This is a genomic window from Paractinoplanes deccanensis, assembly GCF_016862115.1.
In the GTDB taxonomy this organism is placed as follows: Bacteria; Actinomycetota; Actinomycetes; order Mycobacteriales; family Micromonosporaceae; genus Actinoplanes; species Actinoplanes deccanensis.
Genome location: NZ_BOMI01000093.1, coordinates 1 through 25,065, shown reverse-complemented (window position 1 = coordinate 25,065; position 25,065 = coordinate 1). Strand labels below are relative to the sequence as shown.

28 protein-coding genes are annotated in these 25,065 nt (G+C 72.5%); 14 read left to right on the top strand and 14 right to left on the bottom strand.

The window, feature by feature from the left end; genetic code table 11:
• Positions 1-79: 79 nt before the first annotated feature.
• Positions 80-748: a DNA alkylation repair protein gene (locus tag Ade02nite_RS24190; protein WP_239169014.1), complete on the bottom strand. Its 669-nt coding sequence runs from the start codon at positions 746-748 to the stop codon at positions 80-82.
• A gap of 32 nt (positions 749-780) precedes the next feature.
• Here Ade02nite_RS24190 and Ade02nite_RS24185 point away from each other — a divergent pair, with 32 nt between their 5' ends.
• On the top strand, positions 781-1,413 hold the full coding sequence (locus Ade02nite_RS24185; RefSeq protein WP_203768159.1) for an acVLRF1 family peptidyl-tRNA hydrolase: 633 nt from the start codon (positions 781-783) through the stop codon (positions 1,411-1,413).
• On the opposite strand, the gene ypfJ is transcribed toward Ade02nite_RS24185, so the two are convergent.
• Positions 1,410-2,318 carry a KPN_02809 family neutral zinc metallopeptidase gene (gene ypfJ, locus Ade02nite_RS24180; RefSeq protein ID WP_203768157.1) on the bottom strand — a complete coding sequence of 303 codons (909 nt, stop codon included), beginning with the start codon at positions 2,316-2,318 and terminating at the stop codon, positions 1,410-1,412. The two genes, Ade02nite_RS24185 and ypfJ, sit on opposite strands and share 4 nt — an antisense overlap.
• Positions 2,319-2,528: 210 nt before the next feature.
• Between ypfJ and Ade02nite_RS24175 the strand changes: the two genes are divergently transcribed.
• From Ade02nite_RS24175 to Ade02nite_RS24160, 4 genes are all read left to right on the top strand, one after another.
• Positions 2,529-4,133 carry an ABC-F family ATP-binding cassette domain-containing protein gene (locus Ade02nite_RS24175; protein WP_203768155.1) on the top strand — a complete coding sequence of 535 codons (1,605 nt, stop codon included), beginning with the start codon at positions 2,529-2,531 and terminating at the stop codon, positions 4,131-4,133.
• A gap of 429 nt (positions 4,134-4,562) precedes the next feature.
• Entirely contained in the window at positions 4,563-4,790 is a 228-nt protein-coding gene (locus Ade02nite_RS24170; RefSeq protein WP_097322431.1) for a helix-turn-helix domain-containing protein, read from the top strand.
• The gene (locus Ade02nite_RS24165; RefSeq protein WP_203768153.1) at positions 4,787-5,581 is read left to right on the top strand and encodes an enoyl-CoA hydratase/isomerase family protein; all 795 of its coding nucleotides are present in this window, start codon (positions 4,787-4,789) and stop codon (positions 5,579-5,581) included. Before Ade02nite_RS24170 ends, Ade02nite_RS24165 begins: the two co-directional genes overlap by 4 nt.
• 144 nt (positions 5,582-5,725) lie before the next feature.
• On the top strand, positions 5,726-7,648 hold the full coding sequence (locus Ade02nite_RS24160; protein WP_203768171.1) for an ABC transporter ATP-binding protein: 1,923 nt from the start codon (positions 5,726-5,728) through the stop codon (positions 7,646-7,648).
• A 23-nt stretch (positions 7,649-7,671) separates the two neighbouring features.
• On the opposite strand, the gene Ade02nite_RS24155 is transcribed toward Ade02nite_RS24160, so the two are convergent.
• The 4 genes from Ade02nite_RS24155 to Ade02nite_RS24140 form a co-directional block, all read right to left on the bottom strand.
• On the bottom strand, positions 7,672-8,229 hold the full coding sequence (locus Ade02nite_RS24155) for a TIGR03086 family metal-binding protein (protein WP_203768151.1): 558 nt from the start codon (positions 8,227-8,229) through the stop codon (positions 7,672-7,674).
• Positions 8,226-8,774 (bottom strand): G/U mismatch-specific DNA glycosylase, encoded by a 549-nt coding sequence (gene mug, locus Ade02nite_RS24150; RefSeq protein ID WP_239169013.1) that lies wholly within the window; start codon positions 8,772-8,774, stop codon positions 8,226-8,228. Before mug ends, Ade02nite_RS24155 begins: the two co-directional genes overlap by 4 nt.
• 95 nt (positions 8,775-8,869) lie before the next feature.
• Positions 8,870-9,631 (bottom strand): SDR family oxidoreductase, encoded by a 762-nt coding sequence (locus Ade02nite_RS24145; protein ID WP_203768149.1) that lies wholly within the window; start codon positions 9,629-9,631, stop codon positions 8,870-8,872.
• Between the two features lie 23 nt (positions 9,632-9,654).
• Positions 9,655-10,371 carry a helix-turn-helix domain-containing protein gene (locus tag Ade02nite_RS24140; protein ID WP_203768147.1) on the bottom strand — a complete coding sequence of 239 codons (717 nt, stop codon included), beginning with the start codon at positions 10,369-10,371 and terminating at the stop codon, positions 9,655-9,657.
• An 89-nt stretch (positions 10,372-10,460) separates the two neighbouring features.
• Here Ade02nite_RS24140 and Ade02nite_RS24135 point away from each other — a divergent pair, with 89 nt between their 5' ends.
• Positions 10,461-10,811, top strand: a complete 351-nt coding sequence (locus tag Ade02nite_RS24135; RefSeq protein ID WP_203768145.1) for a nuclear transport factor 2 family protein — start codon at positions 10,461-10,463, stop codon at positions 10,809-10,811.
• Here Ade02nite_RS24135 and Ade02nite_RS24130 read toward each other — a convergent pair.
• Positions 10,808-11,548, bottom strand: a complete 741-nt coding sequence (locus Ade02nite_RS24130) for an SDR family oxidoreductase (protein ID WP_203768143.1) — start codon at positions 11,546-11,548, stop codon at positions 10,808-10,810. The genes Ade02nite_RS24135 and Ade02nite_RS24130 overlap by 4 nt on opposite strands.
• Positions 11,549-11,577: 29 nt before the next feature.
• Here Ade02nite_RS24130 and Ade02nite_RS24125 point away from each other — a divergent pair, with 29 nt between their 5' ends.
• Entirely contained in the window at positions 11,578-12,120 is a 543-nt protein-coding gene (locus Ade02nite_RS24125; protein WP_203768141.1) for a DUF3592 domain-containing protein, read from the top strand.
• Here Ade02nite_RS24125 and Ade02nite_RS24120 read toward each other — a convergent pair.
• From Ade02nite_RS24120 to Ade02nite_RS24105, 4 genes are all read right to left on the bottom strand, one after another.
• Positions 12,081-12,581, bottom strand: coding sequence for an SCO6045 C-terminal-like domain-containing protein (locus Ade02nite_RS24120; protein WP_498370403.1), 501 nt, complete (start codon positions 12,579-12,581; stop codon positions 12,081-12,083). The genes Ade02nite_RS24125 and Ade02nite_RS24120 overlap by 40 nt on opposite strands.
• Positions 12,578-13,390: an MbnB/TglH/ChrH family RiPP precursor modification enzyme gene (locus tag Ade02nite_RS24115; protein ID WP_203768139.1), complete on the bottom strand. Its 813-nt coding sequence runs from the start codon at positions 13,388-13,390 to the stop codon at positions 12,578-12,580. The genes Ade02nite_RS24120 and Ade02nite_RS24115 overlap by 4 nt, the downstream gene beginning before the upstream one ends.
• 94 nt (positions 13,391-13,484) lie before the next feature.
• Positions 13,485-14,396 carry a TIGR04222 domain-containing membrane protein gene (locus tag Ade02nite_RS24110; RefSeq protein WP_203768137.1) on the bottom strand — a complete coding sequence of 304 codons (912 nt, stop codon included), beginning with the start codon at positions 14,394-14,396 and terminating at the stop codon, positions 13,485-13,487.
• Between the two features lie 135 nt (positions 14,397-14,531).
• Positions 14,532-15,110 (bottom strand): TetR/AcrR family transcriptional regulator, encoded by a 579-nt coding sequence (locus Ade02nite_RS24105; protein ID WP_203768135.1) that lies wholly within the window; start codon positions 15,108-15,110, stop codon positions 14,532-14,534.
• Between the two features lie 165 nt (positions 15,111-15,275).
• On the opposite strand from Ade02nite_RS24105, the gene Ade02nite_RS24100 reads away from it, so the two are divergent.
• Positions 15,276-15,926, top strand: coding sequence for an HAD family hydrolase (locus Ade02nite_RS24100; RefSeq protein WP_203768133.1), 651 nt, complete (start codon positions 15,276-15,278; stop codon positions 15,924-15,926).
• A 195-nt stretch (positions 15,927-16,121) separates the two neighbouring features.
• Positions 16,122-17,036, top strand: a complete 915-nt coding sequence (locus Ade02nite_RS24095) for a serine protein kinase RIO (RefSeq protein ID WP_379036522.1) — start codon at positions 16,122-16,124, stop codon at positions 17,034-17,036.
• 19 nt (positions 17,037-17,055) lie between these two features.
• On the opposite strand, the gene Ade02nite_RS24090 is transcribed toward Ade02nite_RS24095, so the two are convergent.
• Positions 17,056-17,301 (bottom strand): DUF2630 family protein, encoded by a 246-nt coding sequence (locus Ade02nite_RS24090; RefSeq protein WP_203768131.1) that lies wholly within the window; start codon positions 17,299-17,301, stop codon positions 17,056-17,058.
• Positions 17,302-17,362: 61 nt separating this feature from the next.
• Between Ade02nite_RS24090 and Ade02nite_RS24085 the strand changes: the two genes are divergently transcribed.
• The 4 genes from Ade02nite_RS24085 to Ade02nite_RS24070 are packed head-to-tail and all read left to right on the top strand — an operon-like array spanning position 17,363 to position 22,303.
• Entirely contained in the window at positions 17,363-18,043 is a 681-nt protein-coding gene (locus tag Ade02nite_RS24085; RefSeq protein WP_203768129.1) for a response regulator transcription factor, read from the top strand.
• Positions 18,040-19,383, top strand: a complete 1,344-nt coding sequence (locus Ade02nite_RS50365; protein WP_203768127.1) for a sensor histidine kinase — start codon at positions 18,040-18,042, stop codon at positions 19,381-19,383. The genes Ade02nite_RS24085 and Ade02nite_RS50365 overlap by 4 nt, the downstream gene beginning before the upstream one ends.
• A 56-nt stretch (positions 19,384-19,439) precedes the next feature.
• Positions 19,440-20,090, top strand: coding sequence for an LmeA family phospholipid-binding protein (locus tag Ade02nite_RS24075; RefSeq protein WP_203768126.1), 651 nt, complete (start codon positions 19,440-19,442; stop codon positions 20,088-20,090).
• Positions 20,072-22,303, top strand: a complete 2,232-nt coding sequence (locus Ade02nite_RS24070; protein ID WP_203768124.1) for an MMPL family transporter — start codon at positions 20,072-20,074, stop codon at positions 22,301-22,303. Before Ade02nite_RS24075 ends, Ade02nite_RS24070 begins: the two co-directional genes overlap by 19 nt.
• A 328-nt stretch (positions 22,304-22,631) precedes the next feature.
• On the opposite strand, the gene Ade02nite_RS24065 is transcribed toward Ade02nite_RS24070, so the two are convergent.
• Complete coding sequence (locus Ade02nite_RS24065) at positions 22,632-23,294, bottom strand: response regulator (protein WP_203768122.1); 663 nt, start codon at positions 23,292-23,294, stop codon at positions 22,632-22,634.
• Between the two features lie 31 nt (positions 23,295-23,325).
• Positions 23,326-24,471 (bottom strand): sensor histidine kinase, encoded by a 1,146-nt coding sequence (locus Ade02nite_RS24060; protein ID WP_239169012.1) that lies wholly within the window; start codon positions 24,469-24,471, stop codon positions 23,326-23,328.
• A gap of 81 nt (positions 24,472-24,552) precedes the next feature.
• On the opposite strand from Ade02nite_RS24060, the gene Ade02nite_RS24055 reads away from it, so the two are divergent.
• The gene (locus Ade02nite_RS24055) at positions 24,553-25,017 is read left to right on the top strand and encodes a DUF6069 family protein (protein WP_239169011.1); all 465 of its coding nucleotides are present in this window, start codon (positions 24,553-24,555) and stop codon (positions 25,015-25,017) included.
• Positions 25,018-25,065 lie beyond the last annotated feature (48 nt).

Sequence of the window (25,065 nt, the reverse complement as noted above, 5' to 3'; positions counted from 1 at the left end):
GCGCGCGGTCAAGCTCCCGGCCGGCTGCGTCGGGCTGAACTGCGCTTACGTCAAGCCGCGGCCGACGGAGGGCAACGGGTTAGAGATGCTTCGCGGCCTCCCGGATCGACAGGGCGGACAGCCGGGCGCGGTTTTCCGCCAGGAAGGCGCGCACGGCCTCCGGGTCGGTGCGAGCGTATTGCCGCAGGGCCCAGCCGATCGCCTTGCGGACGAAGAAGTCGCGGTGGCCGGCCTGGGCGCGGCAGTAGCCGAACAGGCGGTCGGTGTCGGTGGCGGCGCCGTAGTGGAGCTGGTGCAGGATCGCGACCCGGACCACCCACATGTTGTCGTCGCGGGCCCACTTGTCCATCTCGGCGGCCAGCTCAGGATGTCGGCGCACCAGGCCGCCGGCGACACGTGTCGCGAGCGGGTCGACCGTGTCCCACCAGCTTTTCGTGGTGACCAGCGTGCGCACCACGTCGAGGAAGCCGGGGCCGGGCACGCCGACGTGGCGCGCCAGGTAGGAGCAGGCGACGTATTGGTATTCGCGTTCGTCGCGCTGCCAGAGCGCCGGCGCGACGGCCCGGAGATCGTCCTCGGTCGGCGGTGGCAGGCCGGCCAGGGCCGCGCGTTCGAGCCTTTGCAGCGTCGGCGCGGCCAGGCCGAGGAACGGGAACTGGTCGCGCATGTACTTGGCCTGCGCGGCGGCGCGGACCGGGTCGGCTGCGGGGCGCAGGTGGGCGTCGAGGCGGGGGATCAGGTCTGTCACGTCCCGGATCCTGCCACCGTAGTGTGACAAGAATGGGCGAGCGAGCGGCCGCGGGCGGCGGGAAATGGGTGGATGTCGCGCCGGAGCGGCTGCCGCGGTGGCTGGAGAACTTCGAGCGCCGGCACGGTCCGTACCGCCACGAGGGGTTGACCTTGATCGCGGAGGACGGCGCGTCGGCGGCCTGGGAACCGCCGCCGGGTGCGCCGCGGGTCGAGACCCTGGCCGAGCTGATCGCCGAGGCGGTGCGGCCGCGGCGCCTCGGGTTGCTGCTGGCGCGCAAGGGTGCCGTCGCGGTCGGCATCGCGGAGGGTGACAAGCTGGTGGCCTCCAAGGTGGACACCCACTACGTGCAGGGGCGCACGGCCGCGGGTGGCTGGTCGCAGCAGCGCTTCGCCCGGCGCCGGGACAATCAGGCCAAGGCGGCCGCTGCCGACGGCGCCGGCATCGTGGGGCGCATTCTTCGTCCCGCTGTACGAGGGCTGAGCACCGTCGTCACGGGCGGTGACCGTACGGCCGTGGAGGCGATCCTGGCAGTGCCCCAGCTCGCGCCGGTGGCCGCCGTGCGAGCCGAAAGGTTCCTGGACGTGCCCGAGCCCCGGCACGCGGTGCTGGTGTCCGCGATCGCCGGGGCCCGTGCCGTGTCCGTGCTGGTGCGGGAGCCTTAGAAGCTGGTGTCGCAGCTCTTCGGCTCGCCGGTGTCGTAGCCGTTGCTGAACGCCTGCTGGCGCTGCGCCGACGTGCCGTGGGTGAACTCCGCCGGGTTCACCGTGCCGCCGCCGCGCTGCTGGAGGGTGTCGTCGCCGATCTGGCCGGCGGTCTGGATGCCCTCCTGGATGTCCTGGGCGGTGAGGCTCTTGAAGATCCGCTGCCCGTTCGCGTCGGTGGTGTCGCTGGCCGCCTTGGCCCAGACCCCGGCGTAGCAGTCGGCCTGGAGCTCGAGCTTCACCGACAGCGCGTTCTTCTCCTCGTCGCTGGCGCCCTGCTGCGCCCGGCGCATCTTCGCCTCGGTGCCCGTGATGTCCTGGATGTGGTGGCCGTACTCGTGGGCGAGCACGTACGGCTGGGCGAACTCGCCCGGAGCGCCGAGCTGCTGCGCGAGCACCTGGTAGAAGGTGAGGTCGATGTACACCTTGTCGTCGCCGGGGCAGTAGAACGGCCCGACTCCCGAGTCCGCGGCGCCGCAGGCCGTGCTCACCCGGTTGGAGAAGAACACGGTCTTGGCGGGCTGGTACTGCACGCCGAAGGCCTCGGGCGACGCCTTCTTCCAGTACGCCTGGATCGAGTTGACATAGAGCACGTTGCGGCAGTCGAGCTCCTTGATCGCCGTCGTGCTGTCGGCGCACTCCTGGGCGATGTTGGTGTTGTTGCCCTGGTTCGACTCGTCGCCGCTGCCCAGGGTGTTGATGCCGAAATAGCCACCGACCACGGCGATGACCAGCGTGATGATGATGCCGACGAGGCCGCCCCCACCGATGGGGATGGGCAGGCCGCCGATGCCGCCGCCTCCGCCGGACCCACGTCGATCCTCGACCTGACTGGTGTCGATGTCGGCGTTCTCGTTGAGTTCCATTCCACCCTCACTGAGCCGATGTGCCCGGGCTGTACCCGTCGATCTTGATCGTTAATCGGTTGGGAGGTGTGGGTGGGTGCCGGGTACCATTGCCGCGTGCTGCTCTGCGAAGACTGACCTGCCCCGCGCCGACCGCCTCCCGTGAGATGGCCGGCGCTTTCGCGTGTCCGGAGTCAGCCCTTCCAGATCTCGAGAGCGAGCCTTCCCACCATGATCACCGCCACCGGACTCGAACTGCGCGCCGGCGCCCGCATCCTGCTCTCCCCGGTCACCCTGCGGGTGCAGCCGGGCGACCGGATCGGCCTCGTCGGGCGCAACGGCGCGGGCAAGACCACCACCCTCAAGGTCCTGGCCGGCGAGGGCCAGCCGTACGCGGGCGCGGTCGAGCGCACCAGCGAGGTCGGCTACCTGCCGCAGGACCCGCGCACCGGCGACCTCAACGTCACCGGCCGCGACCGCGTGCTCAGCGCGCGTGGCCTCGACACGATCATCGCCGAGATGCAGAAGCTCGAGATCGAGCTCGAGGAGAGCGCCGACGACAAGCTGGTACGCCGCTACGGCCAGTTGGAGGACCAGTTCTCGGCCCTCGGCGGTTACGCGGCCGAGGCCGAGGCCGCCCGCATCTGCTCCAACCTGGGCCTGCCCGACCGCGCGCTGGCGCAGACGATCGGCACCCTCTCCGGCGGTCAGCGCCGCCGCATCGAGCTCGCCCGCATCCTGTTCGCCGACTCCGGCCAGAACGGCAAGGGCATCCTGCTGCTCGACGAGCCGACCAACCACCTCGACCAGGACTCGATCGCGTGGCTGCGCGGCTACATGGCGCAGCACAAGGGCGGCCTCGTGGTGATCAGCCACGACGTCGACCTGCTCGAGGCCGCTGTCAACAAGGTGTGGTACCTCGATGCCAACCGCTCGGTCGTCGACATCTACAACGTCGGCTGGAAGAAGTACCTCGAGTCGCGCGAGACCGACGAGCGCCGGCGCAAGCGCGAGCGCGCCAACGCCGAGAAGAAGGCCGGCGCCCTGATGGCCCAGGCCGACAAGATGCGCGCCAAGGCCACCAAGACCGTCGCCGCGCAGAACATGGCGCGCCGCGCCGAGAAGCTGCTCGGCGGCCTGGAGGAGCAGCGCGTCTCCGACAAGGTCGCCAAGGTGCGCTTCCCGACCCCGGCGCCGTGCGGCAAGACGCCGCTCACGGCGACCGGCCTGTCGAAGTCGTACGGCTCGCTGGAGATCTTCACCGACGTCGATGTGGCGGTCGACCGCGGCTCGCGGGTCGCCATCCTCGGCCTCAACGGCGCCGGCAAGACGACCCTGCTCCGCATGCTCGGCGGCCTGCTCGAGCCCGACACGGGCGAGGTGCGCGCCGGGCACGGGCTGCGGCTGGGCTACTACGCCCAGGAGCACGAGACGCTCGACGTCGACCGCACCATCCTCGAGCACATGCGCAGCGCCGCCGCCGAGCAGACCGACACCGAGCTGCGCAAGATCCTCGGTGCGTTCCTCTTCTCGGGTGACGACGTCGACAAGCCGGCGGGTGTCCTCTCGGGTGGGGAAAAGACGCGACTCGCGCTCGCGACCCTGGTCTGCTCGGGCGCCAACGTGCTGCTGCTCGACGAGCCGACGAACAACCTCGACCCGATCTCGCGCGAGCAGGTGCTCGACGCGATCGCCAACTACCCGGGCGCGATCGTGCTGGTCACCCACGACGCCGGCGCGGTGCAGGCGCTCAAGCCGGACAGGGCGATCCTGCTGCCCGACGGCGACGAGGACGCGTGGAGCGACGACCTGCTGGAGCTCGTCGAGCTCGCGTAGATCGGCAATCATCGCCATCGTCTGTTGTCAACCAGTGCCCACACAGACAGTGCGACGTTCGGGCGTTTGCGGGCAGGTCGGGCACGCCTCCGGGCGGCGCAAAGTTGGCACACTCGTGATCGGAGCCCTCGGTGCTCGCGGCATAGACGCTGCGTCATGTCCCGCGAACGGGCGCCCTCGATCGAGTGTTTCCGCAGGTGATCGATGGTCTTGGTGGGGGTCGTGCCGATGTGGACCCGGGTGCCGTATAGCTGCCGCGCCTAACGTCAGTTAACTGTCTGACATTGATGACCGTGGTCATCGTCAAGTTCCTGACAGTGATAAATGGGCACGTTGGCTAAGCCTGGATACCTAGCGCATGATCGTTGGAGGCGGTCTAATAGGTGAGACCGTATCGAACCGCACAGTCTCCGGATGTGAGGATTCAGCATGCCAGCCACGGGCACAGCCAGCAGCACCGAGAAGGGTCGGCGAATCGTCGGCACAGAGCGCCAGTCGTTAGCCAAGGATCTGGTCAAGCGCTACACCTCCGGTGAGAGCATTCGCGCGCTCGCCGCATCGACCGGCCGTTCCTACGGATTCGTGCACCGCGTGCTCACCGAATCCGGCGTGCAGCTCCGCCAGCGGGGCGGCGCGCGACGCCGCAAGAAGGCGTGACGACCGGCGACGCCGCAACCGGCACCCCCGCCGACGCGCCGGGCGTTCGCTACGACCTGGACGGGCCGGTGGCAACGGTGACGTTGTCCCGGCCCGAGGTGCTCAATGCGCAGACCCCCGCGATGTGGGCCGAGCTGGCGAACATTTCGCGGAAATTACCGGGCGCCGCGCGAGTCGTCATTGTGCGTGGCGAGGGACGTTCCTTTTCCGCGGGGCTGGATCTGTCGGTCGCGCGCGGCGATGGCGATTCTTCACTCGTGAAGCTCGCGCAGTTGTCGCCCGAGGAGAGCGCCGATCGGATTGCCGGCTTCCAAGCGGCGTTCACCTGGCTGCGCGACCCGTCCATCGTGACGATCGCGGCCGTTCAGGGACACGCGATCGGGGCCGGTTTTCAGCTGGCTCTCAACTGCGACCTCCGCGTGCTCGCCGACGACGCCAAGTTCTCGATGGCCGAGGTGACGCTGGGCCTCGTACCCGATCTTGGGGGAACGAAACGGCTGACCGAGCTCGTCGGGCCGTCGCGCGCGCTCGAGATCTGCCTGACCGGGCGCCGCATCGCCGCCGAGGAGGCCCTGCAGATCGGGCTGGCCACCGCGGTGGTGCCCGCCGGGGAGCTGTCGGCCACGGTCGCCGACCTCTCGGCCGCCGTCGTGGCCGCCGACGCGGGTGCCACCCGCGAGATCAAGGGTTTGCTGTCGGGTGCGGCGCTGCGGTCGTACGCCGAGCAGGACCGCGCCGAGCGCGAGGCGCAGACCCGCCGTGTCCGCGAGTTGCTCGGAAGCGGCGAATAGCCCCGTCCAACCGCCCCACCACCATCCTTGATCGGACTGAAGGCAGCCGGTCAGGAATTCTCTCACCGCCCGGGTTGTCGTACCCCCGGGGCAGACTGTCGCTGCCCCTCATTTCACGACCGCCCGGGAGGTGACGAGATGAGCATGTCCAGCTGGAGCATGCTGCGCTCGATCCAGAACTCGGACCGGGTCGCCGAGCACCGCCTCCGCCGGGGCACGACCCGGCGGATCCTGCGCTACGCCCGTCCCTATCGCCGGGACATCCTGGTCTTCCTGCTCACCGTGGTCCTCGCCGCCGGCATCGGCGTGGCCACACCCCTGCTCGCCGGCCACGTGGTCAACGCGATCACCGGCGGCGGCTCCGACGCCGCCTCGACCGTCATCCGGCTGGCGCTGATGATCGCCGCGCTCGCCGTCGCCGACGCGTTCCTCTCCCTCGCCCAGAGGTGGTATTCGGCACGCATCGGCGAGGGCATCATCCTCGACCTGCGCACCCGGGTGTACGACCACGTGCAGCGCATGCCGTTGCAGTTCTTCACCCGCACTCAGACCGGCGCGCTGGTGAGCCGGCTCAACAACGACGTCACCGGGGCGCAGCGCGCCTTCACCTCCACGCTCTCCGGCGTGGTCAGCAACGTCATCCAGCTCGTGCTCACCGCCGCGGTGATGTTCAGCCTCTCCTGGCAGATCACCGTGCTCTCGCTGGTCATGCTGCCGCTGTTCATCATCCCGGCGCGCCGGGTCGGCAAGCGGCTCGCCGACATCACCCGCGAGTCCTACAACCTCGACGCCAAGATGAACGCGACGATGACCGAGCGCTTCAACGTCTCCGGCGCCATGCTGGTCAAGCTCTTCGGCCGGCCCGAGACCGAGGCCGCCCGGTTCGGCGAGCGGGCCGCCCGGGTGCGCGACATCGGCGTGCAGCAGGCGATGTACTCGCGCACGTTCTTCGTCGCGATGCTGCTGGTCGCCTCGCTCGCGCAGGCGCTGACGTACGGCCTGGGCGGCTGGCTCGCGGTGACCGGCAGCGTCACGGCCGGCACCGTCGTGACCCTCGCGCTCCTGCTCACCCGGCTCTACGGCCCGCTCACCGCGCTCAGCAACGTGCGGGTCGACGTGATGAGCGCGCTCGTCTCGTTCGACCGGGTCTTCGAGGTGCTCGACCTCAAGCCGGGCATCGAGGAGAAGCCGGGCGCCGTCGCCCTGCCCGCCGGTGCCGGCCGGGTCGAGTTCCGCGACGTGCACTTCCGCTACCCGAGCGCCGACGAGGTGTCGCTCGCGACGCTCGAGGACGTGACGGCGCTCGACCGCACCGAGCAGGCGCCGGTGCTGCGCGGTGTCGACTTCACGGTCGAGCCCGGCCAGATGGTGGCCCTGGTCGGCCCGTCCGGCGCGGGCAAGTCGACGACGTCGATGCTGCTGTCGCGGGTCTACGACGTCACCGAGGGAGCCGTACGGGTCGGCGGCGTCGACGTCCGCGACGCCACCCTCGACTCGCTGCGCGACACCATCGGCGTCGTCACCCAGGACGCCCACCTGTTCCACGAGACGATCGCGGAGAACCTCCGGTACGCGCGCCCCGAGGCGACCGAGGAGGAGATGTGGGAGGCGCTGCGCGGGGCGCAGGTGGCCGACCTCGTCCGCGGGCTGCCCGACGGCCTCGAGACGGTCGTCGGCGAGCGCGGCTACCGCTTCTCCGGTGGCGAGAAGCAGCGCCTGGCGATCGCCCGGCTCCTGCTCAAGCGCCCGTCGATCGTGGTGCTCGACGAGGCCACCGCCCACCTTGACAGCGAGTCCGAGGCGGCGGTGCAGCGGGCGCTCACCACGGCGCTCGAGGGGCGCACGGCGCTGGTCATCGCGCACCGGCTCTCCACGGTGCGCGACGCCGACCAGATCCTGGTGCTCGACAAGGGCCGCATCGTCGAGCGCGGCCGCCACGACGAGCTCGTCGCCGCGGGTGGGCTCTACTCGGAGCTCTACCGCACGCAGTTCGCCGAGGCGTCCTCCCCGGCCTACGCCGACGAGGTCGAGGTGGTGACGGTGCCGGCCCGCACGATCGAGCCCTGACCCGGGCCGCGGCCGCGCGGGGCTCAGACGCAGGTGCGGCCGCTGACGGCGAGCATGCGCTCGAAGTCGGTCGCGTCCTCGCGGGCGGCGACCTCGGCGCCGAAGACGCCCATCTGGCGGCCCTGCGGCGCCATCTGCTCGATGATCGGGGCGAGGGCCGTGACCGTGGCCGGGTCGGGCTCGTAGCTCTGGCCGGTCGCCTGGGCGAGGTCCCAGCCGTGCACGACGAGGTCGACCAGGACCAGGTTGCCGACGACCGCCTGGGGCAGGCCCATGCCGGGCGAGACGCCCTCGAGGGCCGCCGGGTCGGACCACGCCTTGATCAGGGTCGCCGTCTCGTCGGCGAAGCGCTGCCGCCAGTCGCCGGTCAGCACGTCGGGTGTGGTGCTGAAGTCGGGCTGCTCGCGTACGGCCAGGGCCTGGAAGTTGACCACCACCTGGAAGAGGTGGTTGAGCAGATCGCGCACCCGGAACTCGGCGCAGGGGGTGTCGAGGCCAAGCTGGTCGTCGCGGACGGCCCGGATGACCGGGAGCGTCCGCTCAGCCGCCGCCGCCAGCAACGTACTGATCTCCGTCGTCATGGCGTCGACGGTATCGAACTCCGCAGTTCGGCGTACGCCCGCGCGAGGGTGTCCACGGTGTAGTGGGCGTTGAGACCGCTCGGGTTGGGCAGCACCCAGACCGGCACGCCGCCGACCTCGTCCGGCTGGAGACCCATCGTCGCCTTCGGGCGGGCGAAGGCCGTCCGGTACGCCGTCACGCCCAGCACGGCGAGGAAGCGCGGCCGGAACGTCCGGGCCTTCTCCGCCAGGTGCTCGCCGCCCTCTCGCAGCTCAGCGGGGGAGAGCTCGTCGGCGCGGGCGGTCGCGCGGGCGACGACGTTGGTGATGCCGAGGCCCATCGCGGGCAGCTCGAACTGCTCGGACGGGTGCAGCAGGCGGTCGGTGAAGCCGGAGCGGTGCAGCGCCGGCCAGAAGCGGTTGCCGGGGCGGGCGAAGTGGTGGCCGGTCGCCGCCGAGTAGAGGCTCGGGTTGATGCCGGAGAACAGCACCAGAAGGTCCGGGCCGATCAGATCGGGGATGGTGCGATCGGCCGCGGCGGCGATCTCGGCGGGGGTCGGCTTCACGATGCCCGCACTCCCGGCGCGAGTCGGCCTTATGGCGGCCGTGGTCTCGGATCGGGGCGGCTGCGCGGCGCCTGTGGTCTCGGGTCGGGGCGGCTTCACAGGGCGCGCGTGATGCCGCCGTCGACGGCGATGACCGAGCCGGTGACGTAGCTGGCCGCGGGGGAGAGCAGGAACGCGGCCACCCGGCCGAACTCCGCGGGCTCGCCGAGGCGGCGCATCGGGATCTTCGACGCCACGTCGGCCGCCGCGGCCGCCGAGTCGCCGGTGGCCGCGAAGAGCTCCCGGTTGCGGTCGGTCATGATGCGGCCCGGGAGCAGGCTGACGATGCGGATGCCGCGCGGAGCGTACTCGTCGGCCATGTCCTTGGCGGCCATGGCGAGACCTGGGCGCAGGCCGTTGGAGAGGCCCAGGCCGGTCAGCGGGGCCTTCACCGACGTGGAGAGCACGAACGCGATCGCCCCGCTCTCCGGCAGCGCCGACGCGAAGACGCGGGCGGCGCGCATCGTACCCAGGAAGACCGTCTCGAAGGCGTCGCGCCACTGCTCGTCGGTCATCGCCGCGGCGGTGCCGAGGGCCGGGCCGCCCACCGAGATCATCGCGCCGTCGAAGCGGCCGAACCGCTCGACCGCCGTGTCGGCCAGGACCCGGGGCGTCTCGGGATCGGCCAGGTCGGCGGTCACGCCCGCCGCGTGCCGGGGGCCGCCCAGCCGCTCGACGGCCTCCTCGACGCGGTCCGTGTCACGCGCCGAGATCACCACCCGGGCACCGTCGGCGACCAGCGCCTCGGCCGTGGCGAATCCGAGCCCCCGCGAGGCACCGGTGAGAACGTAGACGCGATCGGCGAGTCCGAGATCCATGCCCCGATCCTGCCAGCCGCGGGTCACCGGCGGTGCAGGGCGGCGGCGGTCGTCTCGTCCGCCGGCAGGAACGACTCGATCGCGAGCTCCGAGAGGGTCACGTCCAGGGGAGTGCCGAGCACCGACGTGATGCTGAAGAAGCTCAGGTCGTCGATGCGCAGCGGCACGACGAGGCCGTTGACCGGCCGTTGCTCGCCGCCCGGATAGCTCAGCAGCTCGGCGTGCAGGTCCTTGAGGGAGGCCGCCCGGTGCAGGATGTGCCCGCGCCACTCGGCCAGGTTGCGGATGCGCGGCGCCATGCCGTCCGGGTGCAGCGAGAGGCGCAGCACGTTCACCGGCGGCTCGAGCAGCCACGGCGCGCAGCCCTCGATCAGGGGCGCCACCGCGTCGTTCGCGTCGATCATCGTCCACTGCCGGTCGATCAGCAGGGCCGGGTAGGGCTCGTGGCCCTTGAGCACGTCGCGCAGCGACTGGAGGATCGTCGCGAGCGGCGCCCCGGTCAGCTGCGACTCCGAGTACGCGGGCGCGAAACCGCCGGCCACGAGCAGCTCGTTGCGCGAGCGCAGCGGCACGTCGAGCTGCTCGGCGAGCCGCAGGATCATGTCGCGGGTGGGCCGCGACCGGCCGGTCTCCACGAATGACAGGTGCCGGGTCGAGACGCCGGCCCGGGTGGAGAGCTCCAGCTGGCTCATCCGTCGGTCGGCCCGCCACTCGCGCAGAAGCTGTCCCACGTCGCTCATGGGCATGCAGGCTATTACCTCGCAGGTAATCGACGCCATTACCTGGGGCGGGCAGGGTGCAGCTCATCAGCGACCGAGAGGACGAGACGATGAGCGACTTCGCAACCATGGTGGACCGCTACCTGGCCGTGTGGAACGAGAGCGACCCGGCGGCCCGGCGCGCCGCGATCGACGACCTGTTCGCCGAGGACGTCCGCTACGTCGACCCGCTGGCGGCGGTGTCCGGCCGCGCCGCCCTCACCGAGCTGATCGGGGCGGTGCAGCAGCAGTTCCCGGGCCTGAAGTTCACCACCGGCGGGCTGGTGGACGGCCACCACGATCAGGTCCGCTTCACCTGGAACCTCGGACCGGCGGCCGGCTTCGACGTGGCCGAGCTGGACGCGGACGGCCGCATCCGGACCGTGCTCGGCTTCCTGGACCGCACCGAGGGCCTGTCCTAGTCCATCGCGTGGCCGCCGTTGACGGTGATCCGCTCGCCGGTGACGAAGCGGGCGCCGTCGGACGCCAGGAAGGCGACCACGTCGGCGACCTCCGCCGGCGTTCCCATCCGGCCGAGCGGCACGTCCCGGAGATAGGACGAAGGGTCCATCCCGGCGTGCCGCTCGACCGGGATCCAGCCGGGCGCGACCACGTTGACCGTGATGCCGAGCGGCCCGAGCTCGCGGGCCCAGGTGCGGGTCAGGGAGAGCTGCGCGCCCTTGGCGGCGCTGTAGGCGGACATGCCGGGCTCGGACCGCTCGAACAGATCGGAGCCGATCTGGATGATCCGGCCACCGCCGAGGCGCCGCATCGTGGGCACGGCGGCCCGCATCAGCAGGGTCGGGCTCTTCACGAAGAACAGCAGCTGGTCCAGGTGGTCCTGCCAGGTGAGCTCCAGCGCCGGCACGACCGGTTGCGGCCCGGTGGCGTTCGGCACGAGCACGCGTACGGGACCGAGCCGCTCCTCGACGGCAGCCACGAGCCCGGCGACCTCGTCCTCGTCGGTGACGTCCGCCCGGAACGCCGCCGCCCTGCCACCGTCGGCGACGATGCCGGCCACCACCCGCTCGGCGTCCTGCCGGTCGGGCAGGTAGTTGACCGCCACCGCCCACCCGTCGGCCGCCAGCCGCCGCGCGATGTGCGCCCCCAGCCCTCGCGAAGCCCCCGTGACCAGCGCCGCACCGTCCGCCACTGCCATGCCTTGCCCTCCTGCGTGATCATGAACTGGTGACCCCGCGACGTGCGAAGAAGCCGAAGCCTTCGCGCAAGCGCCGCGGTCTGCCGCCCGGCCCGGCCGGGGTGGCCATCGCCCAGTCGACCACGCCCGAGTGGCTTCTGACGGCCGGCATGTACGGGGCCTTCGCGCTGGTGGCACTCGGCGGCCTGGCGATCTGCGTGTTCCTGGCGCTGGGGACACGTGACGAGATCAGCCTCGACCGCCATCACCGGACGACGACCGCCTCGGTGACGCGGACCGACACGTCCGGGCGCGGCCCCGGCACGGCGCAGGTCGCCTTCTCCGACGCCGGTCGGCAGCGGACCGCGTGGGTGGAGCAGCCATGGTTCGGCGGCGACGTCGCGGTGGGCGAGCACCTCCGCATCGAATATTCGCCGGCGCATCCGTCCGTGGCCCGCCGCGCCGGCGCCCACGACATGCTGAGCTTCGCCGCCGCGGTCGCGGCCGTTGCCCTGGTCGCGACGGTCTCCGAGCGGCTACGCCGCCGGCCGCGTCACGGCCGGCGCAGGACGCGCACGCGCCCCGCGATCTGAACCGCGACGGCGCCCGCGGCGACGCGCAGCGAGGGTCCGCGGCGTGGTCTCGGGGGTGACGCGCCGTCGTAGTGCAGGGCTGCCTCGCGCTCGGCGAGCTCGGTGGCGGCCATCGGCGGGAGGGCGGCGCGGGCGAGCAGGTCGCGGGCGAGGTCCCAGCCGTCGCGCAGGGAGCCCTGGGTCGGGCGGGTGGCGGCCCAGGTGGCGAACTCGTGTTTCCAGCGGTCGCCGAAGGACGCGGCGAGCAGGGGCCACTGGCGGGAGACCTCGCCGGCGCGCTTGCGCAGGAGCGCGACCCGGGCGGCCTCGAAGCGGAAGCCGTCGAAGCCCGCCGGCATGGGGCGGCCGGCGGTCAGGGCCTCGACGAGGGCGGCCTGGCGGTCGGCAAGGCTGCCCGGGTCGTCCGCTTGCCGTGGTGCGGGAGGCTCGTGGTCCACGGCCGTGCCGTCGGGGGCGGTCATGTGACGGCCGGGTAGGCGGAGGCCTTGGCGATGGCGTCGAGCTCGGCGCGCAGGTCGGCGGCGGGTGGGTAGGCGCCGTCGCGCTCGAGCAGGAGGGCCGGCGGGCGGTGGCGGTCGCACAGGGCCGTGACCAGGTCGAGGACGGGCTGGGGGACCGCGTCGGTGTGGGTGTCGTGGTAGAGGCCCTGGTGTTCGGCGCCGCCGGCCACGTGGGTGTAGGCGACGCGGTCGAGCGGGAGCTGGTCGAGCAGTTCCTCGGGGTCGGTGCCGCGGTTGCGGGCGTTCGCGTAGACGTTGGCGATGTCGAGCAGGAGCAGGGCGCCCGTACGGTCGAGGATCTCGGTGATGAACTGGGCCTCGGTCAGCTCGTCGTCGGGCCAGTCGAAGAGGGCTGCGATCGGCTCGAGCGCGATCGGGACGCTCAGCGACTCTTGGACGCGCCGGACGTTGGCGGTCACGGCGGCCACCGCCTCGCGGTTGCGGGGCAGCGGCAGCAGGTGGCCGGCCTCGATGCCGCCCGCCCGCACGAACGCGATGTGCTCGCTCACCAGCGGGGCGCCGAGCCGCTGCGCCACGGCGGCGAAGTGGTCGACGCGCTCGGCCGGCACCGGCTCGGCCCCGCCCAGCGAGAGCCGGACCCCGTGCGGGACGACCGTGACGCCGCGGGCGAGCAGCGCCTCGATGCCGGCGGGCAGGTCGCCATGCGGGTGGATCGACTCGGCCACGACCTCGGCGAAGCGCAGTCCCGGCAGCTCGGCGACGAAACCGGCGATCTCGGGCCGCCACCCGATGCCCACCCCGTAGGTCACGCCCGTACCGGCGGCGGCCGGTGCCGCCGCTGTCGCTGGACCGGGCACGCCGGTCGTGGCCGCCGCTGTCGCTGGGGCGCCCACGCGCGGCCGGTCAGCCACCGCAACCGCCTCCGCCGCCGCAGCCTCCCCCGCCGCCGCAGGAGCTGCCGCTGCTGCAGCTGCCGCCGGAGGAGCCGTCGCCGCCTCCGCCGCCGCCCAGCGAGCCCGACGCTCCGCCGCTCGCGGCAACGCGCTGGATCTCGGCCTCGGCGGCGAACGCGGGATCCATCGTGTACAGCGACGCGGAGCCCCAGAGGGCCACGCCCATGGCGGCGCCGGACGCGCCGTACGTCGCGAAGGAGGGCGACTCGCTGGGGGAGAGGTGGCGGTGCTGGGTGCGCAACTCGCGCATCTGGCGGCGGGCCGAGTCGGTGGCCCAGCGGGTGCGGGTGTAGAGGGCGATCGTCAGGATGACGGCGAAGAAGATGAGCGGGATGAGGTAGCCGATCGGCTTGTCGTTCGCGGCTCCCGCCACGGCGCGGGCGATGCCGATGAGGACCAGCGCCAGGCCGGCGAGCGTCCAGGTGCGGGCCTCGCGCATCTTGGTGTTGCCGACCGCCAGGCCGCTCGTCTCGAGGTGGTCGCGAAGCTGATCGACCGCCGCGACGACCCACTGGTCGGTGAAGACGTCGCGGGCGCGCAGGCCGCGGGCCGCGGCGTTGTAGATGGCGCTGTCGAGCGGTGTGACGCCGGCGGGCAGCGGGCCGGTCTGCACGAGCGTGCGGCCGGGGCCGGTGCCGATCGCGTTCGCCGCGCGCAGGCCGCCCATGGCCGAGTAGACCGCCAGCTTGGGGCCGCCGTTGAGGTAGGCCACCTGCTGCGGGCCGAGGTGGTCGACCCGGGCGAAACGGATGCCCCGGAACAGGGCCTTGCGGTGGAACCACGCGAAGACGGCCACCGCGACCATCGCCGCGATGAAGTAGATGAGGAAGGTCGGGCCGGGAATCCCCCAGGTGTCGGTCATGGGCTTGCACCTCCCGCGCTCGTCGCGTCTGTGGCCTCATTGTGCAGACGCGCGCAACGGCCCGGAAGGCGGCGGTGACGATCTGTGGACAACGGGCGCCGCGCCCTGTGGACAACGCGCACCGCGCCCGAGATGTCAGGGGCGGCGCACCGCTTCCTCGACGACGTCGAGCACCCGGCTCAGCTCGCCCGGCGGGCGCCCGGTGGCGAGGTGGAGCACCAGTCCGTCGTACGCCAGCTCGAGGAACTGGGTCAGCACCTCGACCGGCACGTCCTCGCGCAGCACGCCGGCGTCCCGCTGGCGCTGGAGGCGGTCCCGGGTCGCGTCGGCGATGGCGGCCGAACGCTCCGCCCAGCGCTTGGCGAAGGCGGGGTCGGTGCGCAGCCGCCGGGACACCTCGAGCTGGGAGCCGAGCCATCCGGCGGTGTCGCCGTCGCTGGTGCCCGCGCGGTCGAGCAGGTCGCGCATGACCTGGACGAGACCGTTGCGGGTCACCGTGGCGACCATCGCGGCGGCGTCGTCCTCGGCCACGGCGAGGAAGAGCGATTCCTTGTCGCGAAAATGGTGGAAAATCGCCCCTCGGGACAGCCCGGTCGCGTCCTCCAGCCGGCGAACGGTCGCACCCTCGTAACCGAACCGTGCGAAACAGTCGCGCGCGGCGGCGAGGATCTCGTGTCGGCGCGCGTCAAGCTGGTCCTGGCTTACTCTGGGCACGCTCTGGATCGTGTCACGCGGCGTGGCGGCCATGCAATCCGTACGTACGTCTTGCCAGACACACTCAGTTCATCGGGCGGATGCTGCGAATTCCCCCATCCCGGCCCCGAGGTGTTTACAAACCCGGACTGTTCGCCTGCCCGTTCGGTCACGTAAGGTGCCCGCGTGCCCCTCGTCCTGATCGCTCTCGACGACACCCTGCTCGACCGCAGCGGTGCCTTCAGGCTGTGGGCGAAGGGTTTCCTGGACGAGATCGGGGCGCCACAGGACGACCTCGACTGGTTACTCTCCGTTGATGCCGACGGCCTCACCCCGCGGTGGGATCTCGCCGACCTGATCCGCGAGCGCTACGCCCTGCGGATTCCCTCGATCGATGTCGTCGACGAGCTGCACGAGGGCCCGCTCGCGTTCGAGAAGCTCGATCCGCTCGTCGGCTGCGCGCTGAAGATCGCCACCGACGCCGGCTTCGTGCCCGTCGTGGTCACCAACGGCCAGACCGACATCCAAGAGGCGAGGATCCGGCGTACGGGGCTCGACCGCTACGTCGCCGACTGGGTGATCTCCGAGCAGGCCGGCGTCAGCAAGCCCAATCCGCGGATCTTCGCGATGGCCGCCCAGCGGGTGCGCATGCGCCTCGGCGGCGCATGGGTGGTCGGCGACAGTCCCGAGGCCGACATCGGCGGGGCGGCGGCGATGGGCCTGCCCAGCGTCTGGCTGCACCGGGGCCGTGACTGGATGGACCGCCGGTTCGCGCCGACCCGCGTGGTCGGCAACGTCATCCAGGGGCTTTCCGCGATCATGGCAACGGCCCGATAGGGAAAGCGCGAAAAAATAGGTTGCGCCGCCGGCGGACTGTCGGCAAAGTGAGCGCGTCGCCCGGAAAGAGGCGGCGAGAGGTCCTCGAGACGAGGCGAGAGAGAGGGGGGTGGATTCCATGGCTGTCTTTGTGATGACTGCTGCCCGGATTCCCGTACTTCTTTCTTCTGCTTCCTTCTTCGAGGAGACCCTCCAGTGCGAGAGCACGACTCTTTCGGCCCGGCGACCATGCGCCGCGGCCGTCGCAAGTTCGACGACGACGACACTTTTCTGAAGCGCGGGCGGCCCGAGCCGCAGCTGCAAGAGGATCCCGACCTGCCCGAGACCGGCGACCGCTGGTCCACCTGGGACGGCGCCCTGCACGGCCCACAGCCGCGCCCCGACTGGGTGCGCACCGAGTACGGCGCCGTCGACACCGAGCTGGGCATGCTCAAGACCGGCAAGGAAGCCGACGTCTTCCTGGTCCGGCGGGCGATTCCCGACACCGACAAGATCAGCATGTTGGCCGCCAAGCGCTACCGCGACGGCGACCACCGGCTCTTCCACCGCGACGCCGGATATCTCGAAGGGCGCCGGGTGCGCCGGTCGCGCGAGATGCGGGCGATGAACAACCGGACCTCGTTCGGCAAGGAGATGATCTCCGGCCAGTGGGCGATGGCCGAGTTCGGCGCCCTGTCCCACCTGTGGCAGGTCGGGCAGGAGAGCGGCCTGGTCCGCGTGCCGTACCCGGTGCAGATCATCGGCACCGAGCTGCTGCTCGAGTTCATCGGTGACTGGGAGACCGGCGAGGCGGCGCCCCGGCTCGCGCAGGTGCGCGCCGACCCCGACCAGCTGGCCGACCTGTGGCAGCAGATGACCGACGCCCTGTCGGTGCTGGCCCGTGCGCAGGTGGCGCACGGCGACCTCTCGCCGTACAACACGCTGGTGCACGACGGCCGGCTGGTGCTGATCGACCTGCCGCAGATCGTCGACGTCGTCGCGAACCCGCAGGGCGCCGACTTCATCGGCCGCGACGTGCGCAACGTCGCGGCCTGGTTCACCCAGCGCGGGCTGCGGGTGGATGCCGACGAGCTGCTCGACCGGCTGCTCTACGAGGCCGGCCTGCGGTGAGGCCGGCCCCGTAGCGGGGTCACTGCAGGTAGCCCTCGACCTCGCCGACGCTGTGGGCCTGCTCGGAGTTCGGGTCGTTCCCGTACTCCCGGGCGGCCCGGCGCCGGCGCAGCAGGTCCCAGCACTGGTCGAGCGCCTCCTCGACCTCCTTGAGCCGCTCGTGCTCCTCGCTGGAGGAGATCTCGCCCTTGCTCAGCTGCTGCCGCAGCTTGTGTTCCTCGTCGACCAGGCCGTGGATCCGGCTCAGCACAGTCTTGTCATCCATGCCGAAAGCCTATGCGCACTCTCACGTGGCTCTCATCCAGGCGTGATGTGATGAGCACACCATGAGTCCATCGCACCCGAAACGCATCCTGGTGGTGGACGACCAGCCCAACATCGTCGACATGCTGGCGACCGTCCTGACCTTCCACGGGTTCGCCGTCGCGACCGCGGCGAGCGCCGCCGAGGCGGTCGAGCGGGCCGCCGAGCACCGGCCCGACCTGGTGCTTCTCGACGTCATGCTGCCCGACGGCGACGGCCGCGACGTCTGCCGGCGGCTGCGGGCCGCCGGTTCGGCGGCGGGCGTCGTCTTCCTCACGGCACGCGATGCCCGCGAGGACCTCATCACCGGCCTGGCGTACGGCGGAGACGACTGGATCACCAAGCCGTTCGACGTCGACGTGCTGCTCGCCCGGGTGCGTGCCGTGCTGCGGCGGGTCGCCACCGAGCCGGCGGGCCGGGTGCTGCGCCACGCCGACGTCGAGCTCGACCAGGACACGCTCGAGGTGCGGCGGGCCGGTGAGCCGGTGCAGCTGTCGCCGACCGAGCTGAAGCTCCTGCGCTACTTCCTCCAGAACCCCGGCCGCGTGCTGTCCCGGACCGAGCTGCTGCGCGCCGTCTGGGAGTACGAGCTCGACTCCAACGTCGTCGACACGTACGTCGGCTACGTCCGCCGCAAGATCGGGCCGTCGTTGATCGTCACCCATCGCGGCTTCGGCTACGCGCTGCGAGCCGAGCGACCGTGACGCTGCGCCGCTCGATGTTGCTGGCCGTCGCGGCGCTGACCGCGGCGGCGCTGCTGGTGGTGTCGGCGACCGCGGTGCTGGCGCTGCGGGCGTACCTCCTGGACCGCACTGATGATCAGCTGGCCGCGGCGGCGCGGCTGGCCCGGTCGAGGACGGCGCTGCTGCCGCTCGACCCGGCCCAGCGCGGCGAGGCGGTGCGCCAGGTCGTGTCGGTGACCGAATACGTGATCGAGATCCGCGGTACGGGCAGCGACACCCTGCGCGTCATGTCGGGCACCCCGCTGCCGGCGCGCCCGCTGATGGACCAGGCCCGGCTCGACGACCCCGATCCGCAGACGGTCGCCGGGTATCGCGCAGTCGTCGTCCGCGACAGCCAGTTCACCGTGCTGGCGGCGCTCTCGTTGCGCCCGGTGAACGACACCGTGCGCCGGTTGCTGATGGTCGCCGGCGGCACCTCACTCGGCGTACTCCTGCTGTTGATGCTCTTCGCCGAGATCGTCGTGGCCCGCCGGCTGAGACCACTCAACGCGCTCGCGTCGGCCGCCACCGATCTCGCCGACGGCCGGCTCGAGCGGCGCGTCCCCGAGCCGCCCCGGGCCGAGCGCACCGAGGTGGGACGCCTGACGCTGGCGATCAACGGCATGCTGTCGCGGATCCGGCAGGCGCTCGCCGCCCGCGAGCAGTCCGAGCAGCGGATGCGGGACTTCGTCGCGGACGCCTCGCACGAGCTGCGCACGCCGCTCACCTCGGTGCGGGGATATCTCCAGTTGGTGCGCACCGGCGTGGTCGACCTGCGGGACCGGCCGGACGTGCTGGGCCGTCTCGAGGAGGAGACGGCGCGGATGGGCTCGATGGTGGACTCGCTGCTCTATCTGGCCCGGCTGGACGCGTCGCCGCCCGCCGGGCACACGCCGGTCGATCTCGCGGCGCTGGTGCGTGACGCAGTGGCGGACGCGGCGGCGGTCGAGCCGGAGCGGCCACTCTCGGTGGAGGCTCCGGGGGAACTGGTCGTCACCGGGGACGCGGAGGGCCTGCGCCGCGTGATGGCCAACCTCCTGGCAAACGTACGGGCGCACACGTCCGCGGGAACGGCGGCGCACGCGCGCGTCGTGCCGGGCGAGCGGGACGTCCGCGTCGAGGTCACCGACGAGGGGCCGGGGATGGACGCCGAAGCGGCCGCCCACGCGTTCGAGCGGTTCTGGCGCGCCGGCACCGCGCGCTCGGCCGCCGAGGGCGCCGGGCTGGGGCTGGCGATCGTCGCCGAGGTGGTACGCGGGCACGGCGGCGGCGTGGGCATCGACGGCTCGACCGTCTGGTTCACGCTGTCCCGCGATTCTTGACGAACTCTCATCTTCCTCGCATCCGATTGGCGTCCGGGGCCGGTTTCCTTGCCCCGGTGACCAGAACGAAGCAAGTGATCATCGGGTCGGTGGCCGTGGCGGCACTCGCCGTGCCGCTCGCCGCCGACCGAGTGGCCGAGTCGGTCGCCGAGCACCGCATCGCCGCCCGGCTCACTTGCGCGGCCGGCCTCTCCGGCACGCCGAAGGTCGAGCTGGGCGGCTTCCCGGCGATCACGCAGCTCGCGTCCGGGCGGATCACCTCGCTGCGGATCGAGGCCGTCATCCCGTACAGCAAAGTCAGCGGGACCGCAGGCAGCGCCGCAACCGGCGCGGGGTCCGGCACGAACATCCGGATCGTCGGTGGGGACGACGCCGGGCGGCTCGTCGCCGAGACGTCTCTCAGCGTGCGCGGGCTGCAGCTCGACGCCACCGTCTACGCCACCCTGGCGCTCAGCGGATCGCGGCTGACGATCACCCCCGCCGAGGTCGAGCTGAGCGGGCTGGGGCTGCGCGTTCCGGCGAGCCGGCTGCCCGCGAACGCGAGCAAGGCACGCACGGTCGACCTGCCCGCGCTGCCGTCCGGACTGGCGTACCGCGAGATCAGCGCGGCCCAGGACGGCCTGAAGGTCGTCGCCGAGGGCCGCGACCTCGACCTTCGCGACGCCGGAAAAACCACGAAGAGCAAGACATGCGGAGGTACGGAGTGAGCACCATCGAGGACGGCCCGCTGCACAGCGTGATGGCGCGCGTGGGCGGGCTCGCCACCCGCCGGCCGTGGTGGGTGCTGGCGGCGTGGCTGGTGCTCGCCGCGACGGTCGGCGCGCTGGTGATCGGCTTCGGCCGGGTGACCGACGAAGACGCGACGCTGCCCGGCAGCACCGCCCAGCACGGCCGGGACCTGCTCGAAGCCCACTTCACCGGCTCGGACGACGCGACCGGCCAGGTGCTCTTCCGCGGCGACACCGACGCGGCGGCCCCGGCAGCCCCCGCGGAGCAGACCGGCGACGTCGACGCGGCGCCCGCTACCCCGGCGGAGCGGACCGGCGACGTCGACGCGGCGCCTGCTGCCCCGGCGGAGCGGACCGGCGACGTCGACGTTGCGGCGCTGGCCGCCCCGGCGGAGCGGATCGGCGCGGTCGAGCATGTGGCGAGCGTGGGCAAGCCGGTGCTCAGCGCCGACGGGCACACCGCGTACCTCGACGTGACCCTCGACGTCGGGCCCCGCGACGTGACGACGGCGCTGGCGGACGAGATCGTGGCGGCGGCGGAGACACCCGGGCTCGAGGCGCTGCCGGCCGGGGCGCTGGCCAAGCCGGAGACCGACACCCGGCGCAGCGAGGCGATCGGCATCGTGGTGGCGCTGGTGGTGCTCGTGATCGCGTTCGGCGGCCTGGTCGCGGCGACGCTGCCCCTGATCACGGCGATCGTGACGCTGATCTGCGGGGTCGGCGTGATCGGCCTGGTGGGGCACCTGACCGGCATCCCGTCGGTGGCGACGACGCTCGGCACGATGATCGGGCTCGGCGTGGGCATCGACTACGCGCTGTTCCTGATCACCCGCTACCGCGCGTTGCTGGCGGCGGGAGCCGAACGGCGGACCGCGATCGTGGAGACGGTCGCCTCCTCGGGCAGCGCGGTGGTCTTCGCCGGCGGCACGGTGATCGTCGCGCTGGGCGGGCTGGCCGTCGCCGGGGTGCCGATCCTGGCGACGCTGGGCTGGACCGCCGGGCTGGTCGTGCTGGTGGCGGTGGGCTCGGCGACCACGCTCCTCCCGGCGCTGCTCATGCTGCTGGGCGCGCGGGCCGGCCGGGTGCGGCGGGCGAGCCGGCCGTCGGCCTGGGGACGCCTCGCGGACCGGGTCACCCATCGCCCTTGGCGGTACGCGGTGACGAGCGCGGCGGTGCTGCTCGCGATGGCCACGCCGGTGCTGTCGATGACGCTGGGCCAGACCGACGCGGGCGACGACCCGGCCGGCTCGGCGACGCGATCGGGATACGACGCGATGGCCACGGCGTTCGGGCCGGGGGTGAACGGGCCGCTGACGGTGGTGGCGTCGTTGTCACCGGCGGCGACGGGGCCGGGCGACCCGCGACTGGCCGCGCTGTCGTCCGCGGTCACGGCAACCGCCGGGGTGACAAAGGCGCAGCCGGTGCGGCTCTCCGGGGATCGGGAGGTGGCGTCCATCCGGGTGCAGCCGGCGACCGCACCGAGCGACCCGGCGACGCTGGACACGGTGGAGAGGCTGGACGCGCTGACGGTCGACGGCGCGGAGGTGTCGGTCACCGGCCAGACGGCGATCCGCGGGGAGCTGGCCGACCGGGTGGGTGAGCGCATGCCGTGGGTCATCGGGATCGTCGTGCTGCTCAGCGCGCTGCTGGTGTTCGTGGCCTTCCGGGCGCCGGTGGTCGCGGTGAAGGCGGCGCTGATGAACCTGCTCTCGGTCGGGGCGGCGTACGGCGTGCTGACCGCGGTCTTCCAGTGGGGCTGGGGCGTGCGCTGGACCGGCCTGGACGGCCCGGTGCCGATCGAGGCGTACGTGCCGATGATGCTGTTCGCGCTGCTCTTCGGCCTGTCGATGGACTACGAGGTCTTCCTGCTGACCGCCGTCCGAGAATCCTGGCAACGCACCGGCGACAACCGAGCATCGGTCCGCGAGGGCCTGGCCGGCACCGGCGTGGTGATCACGTCGGCGGCGCTCATCATGGTGTGCGTCTTCGCGAGCTTCGTGCTGAGCGCCAACCCGGTCATCAAGATGATGGGCCTCGGCCTGGCGGTGGCGATCGCGGTGGACGCGACGGTCATCAGGGGCCTGCTGGTCCCGGCGACGATGGCCCTGCTCGGCCGCGCGAACTGGTGGACACCCTCGCGCCGCCGCCGACCGGCACCGTCGCCGCTGCCGGACACGGCGGGCGTGGGGTAGCCGGCTGCCCGCGTTGGCTGCGCGCGCCGGCGTCGTGGCGACGTCGCGCCTGCCCGGGCCGGTGTTGTGGCGGCGTCGCGTCTGCCGGGCTGGTTTGTGGGATGGTGCGGGGCGGTCGGGCCGGCGTGGTGGGTCGTCGCGCCTGCCCGGGCCGGTGTTGTGGCGGCGTCGCGTCTGCCGGGCCGGCTTCGTGGGACGGCGTGGTGAGTCGATGCACCTGCCGGGGCGGTGTCGTGGTTCGGTGCGCATGCCGGATCGGCCTCCTGGGTCAGGCCGGGCGCCGGCATCGTGGGGTCGGCGCCTTGCAGCGGCGTGGTGGGGGGCGTTGTCAGGCGAGGCCGGCGTCGTGGGCGAGGAGGGCTATCTGGGTGCGGTTGTCGAGGGCGAGCTTGGTCAGGATGTGCGAGACGTGCGACTTCACGGTGGCCAGGGTCATGTCGAGGGACGCGCCGATCTCGGCGTTGTTCTGGCCCTGGGCGATGGCGACGACCACGTCGTGCTCGCGCTTGCTCAGGGTGGCGAGGGTGGCCTTGGCGCGGGAGTAGGCGCCGGCCTGGACGGCCGCGCGGTCCATCAGGCGGCGGGTGATCCGCGGCGAGAGGATGGGCTCGCCCGCCGCGACCAGGCGGACCGCGTCGGCGATGCGGGCCGGTGGGGTGTCCTTGAGCAGGAAACCGCTGGCGCCGGCGCGCAGCGCGTGCAGGATGTTGTCGTCGGTGTCGAACGTGGTCAGCACGATGACCTCGGGCGGCCGCGGCCGCGCCCGCAGGCGGCGGGTCGCGGTGATGCCGTCGACCCGGGGCATGCGCAGGTCCATCAGCACGACGTCGGGCGCGTGCGCGTCGACGGCGGCCTGCGCCTGGTCGCCGTCGGCGGCCTCGCCCACCACCGCGATGCCGGAAGCGCCGTCGAGCATCATGGTCAGCCCGGCGCGGACGAGGGCGTCGTCGTCGACCACGAGCACGCGCACCGGCGAAGTCATGGCGGCCATCGTAGTGACGCCCACGGAGGAGACAGGGGAGTCATGCCGGCCACGGCAGGGAGGCGTGCAGGCGGAACTCGCCGGCGTCGGCGCGGTGGTCGAGCCGGCCGCCGGCCAGATGGACCCGCTCGGTGAGGCCGACCAGGCCGGCGCCGCCGGACCAGCCGGGCGGGGCGCCCGACGCCGCGAGGGAGTTGCGGACCTCGATCTCCAGCCCGGCGCCGGGACCGCCGCTGAGGGCGACCCGCACCGGCTGGCCGGCGGCATGCTTGCGGGCGTTGGTCAGGGCCTCCTGGATGACCCGGTAGGCCGTGCGCGCCACGGTCGGCGGCGCCTCGGCGGGCTCGTCGACCGCCTCGCTCAGCAGCACCTCGGTGCCGGCGTCGCGGGACTCCTCCACCAGGCGCGGCACGTCGGCCAGCACCGGTTGCGGGCGGTTGCCCTCACCGTCCGGCGGATCGTCGTCGCGCAGCAGCGAGATCACCTCCCGCAGCTCCTCGAGGGCCTGGTGGACGCCGTCGCGCACGACCCCGGCGGCGCGGGACAGCCGCTCGGGCGAGGAGTCGGGACGATACTCCATCGCGCCGGCGAACGTGGCCAGCAACGACAGCCGGTGGGCGAGGACGTCGTGCATCTCCCGGGCGATCTTGCGGCGCTCCAGCATGCGCGCCTCGGCCACGCGCCGTCCCTGTTCCGCCTCGGCGCGCTCGGCCCGCTCGTGCAGCGAGCGGATCAGCGCCGCGCGCGCCTGCGCCCACGCGCCCCAGCCGAGCAGCCCGCCGTAGCCGATCGTGACCAGCACGAGCCACCAGCCGTACGGCATGGTGCCGCCGGACCGCCAGGCACCCTGCACCGCGTGCGCGACCACCCCGGCCACGGCCGTCGCGACGGCGACCGGGAAGCGCCGCCGCCACGCCACCTGGAGCGCCCCGATCGTGGCCGGCGGCGTGGCCGCCGGTGACAGCGCGGCCAGCACGGTGAGCACGGCCGTGGCCGCGACCGGCCGCCACAGCAGGAACGGCGTCATCAGCCAGCTCAGCACGGCGACCGTCAGGTCGAGGGCCAGCAGCGGGCCGGGCGGCCGGTCGGCCCACCAGCCCACCAGCGTCGCCGCGATCAGCACCGCTGACGCGGACATGACGGCGACGACCCTGGTGGTGCCGGGACGGCGGGAGGTGGCGTTCACGGGGCGACGCTAACCGGCGGGCGCCGTTCGGCGACACCTACCAAAGTAGGTGTCCGGCCCCTTCGGAGGTATGGGCCGGCGATGTCCGAAGTCCGATGTGCGGACCGGGTGCCGGGCGCCAAGCTCGTCGCCATGACGAACGACATGCGGCAGACAGCAAGGACCAACCGGCGTGCGGGCCGGGCGATCACCGTGGCCGCGGGTGCGGCCGGCGCCCTGCTCCTGTGGGCGGTCGACGACTGGAGCGGCGTCGATCTCGCCGTCCGGCAGGGTGGCGACGTCCAGCGGATCGGCCCGGTGGCCGTCGCGGCGACCGCCGTGCTCGCCGGCCTGGCCGCCTGGGGACTGCTGACCCTTCTGGAGCGGAGGGCCGGCCGACCCGCGCGGACCTACCGGATCATCGCGACGGCGGTGCTGCTGCTCTCGCTGGCGGGCCCGCTGGGCAGCGGCGTCGGCACGGGCAGCAAGCTGGCGCTGCTGGGGATGCATGTGACCGTCGGCGCGGCGTTGATCATCGGCCTGCCGGGCCGCTGCTCATGCCGGTAGCGGGGGAACGCGGCACCGAACCGCGGCCGCCAAGCGCGCGTCCGCCGG

What these genes read in the sequence shown, in the direction of transcription:
- Ade02nite_RS24130 (WP_203768143.1), bottom strand. Translation starts at nt 11,548, where the DNA reads ATGGCAGTGGCGGACGGTGCGGCGCTGGTCACGGGGGCTTCGCGAGGG.
- Ade02nite_RS24175 (WP_203768155.1), top strand. Translation starts at nt 2,529, where the DNA reads ATGATCACCGCCACCGGACTCGAACTGCGCGCCGGCGCCCGCATCCTG.
- Ade02nite_RS24185 (WP_203768159.1), top strand. Translation starts at nt 781, where the DNA reads ATGGGCGAGCGAGCGGCCGCGGGCGGCGGGAAATGGGTGGATGTCGCG.
- Ade02nite_RS24070 (WP_203768124.1), top strand. Translation starts at nt 20,072, where the DNA reads ATGCGGAGGTACGGAGTGAGCACCATCGAGGACGGCCCGCTGCACAGC.
- Ade02nite_RS24155 (WP_203768151.1), bottom strand. Translation starts at nt 8,229, where the DNA reads ATGACGACGGAGATCAGTACGTTGCTGGCGGCGGCGGCTGAGCGGACG.
- Ade02nite_RS24135 (WP_203768145.1), top strand. Translation starts at nt 10,461, where the DNA reads ATGAGCGACTTCGCAACCATGGTGGACCGCTACCTGGCCGTGTGGAAC.
- Ade02nite_RS24090 (WP_203768131.1), bottom strand. Translation starts at nt 17,301, where the DNA reads ATGGATGACAAGACTGTGCTGAGCCGGATCCACGGCCTGGTCGACGAG.
- Ade02nite_RS24120 (WP_498370403.1), bottom strand. Translation starts at nt 12,581, where the DNA reads ATGACCGCCCCCGACGGCACGGCCGTGGACCACGAGCCTCCCGCACCA.
- ypfJ (WP_203768157.1), bottom strand. Translation starts at nt 2,318, where the DNA reads ATGGAACTCAACGAGAACGCCGACATCGACACCAGTCAGGTCGAGGAT.
- Ade02nite_RS24065 (WP_203768122.1), bottom strand. Translation starts at nt 23,294, where the DNA reads ATGGCCGCCATGACTTCGCCGGTGCGCGTGCTCGTGGTCGACGACGAC.
- Ade02nite_RS24055 (WP_239169011.1), top strand. Translation starts at nt 24,553, where the DNA reads ATGTCCGAAGTCCGATGTGCGGACCGGGTGCCGGGCGCCAAGCTCGTC.
- Ade02nite_RS24110 (WP_203768137.1), bottom strand. Translation starts at nt 14,396, where the DNA reads ATGACCGACACCTGGGGGATTCCCGGCCCGACCTTCCTCATCTACTTC.
- Ade02nite_RS24085 (WP_203768129.1), top strand. Translation starts at nt 17,363, where the DNA reads ATGAGTCCATCGCACCCGAAACGCATCCTGGTGGTGGACGACCAGCCC.
- Ade02nite_RS24170 (WP_097322431.1), top strand. Translation starts at nt 4,563, where the DNA reads ATGCCAGCCACGGGCACAGCCAGCAGCACCGAGAAGGGTCGGCGAATC.
- Ade02nite_RS24160 (WP_203768171.1), top strand. Translation starts at nt 5,726, where the DNA reads ATGTCCAGCTGGAGCATGCTGCGCTCGATCCAGAACTCGGACCGGGTC.
- Ade02nite_RS24140 (WP_203768147.1), bottom strand. Translation starts at nt 10,371, where the DNA reads ATGAGCGACGTGGGACAGCTTCTGCGCGAGTGGCGGGCCGACCGACGG.
- Ade02nite_RS24145 (WP_203768149.1), bottom strand. Translation starts at nt 9,631, where the DNA reads ATGGATCTCGGACTCGCCGATCGCGTCTACGTTCTCACCGGTGCCTCG.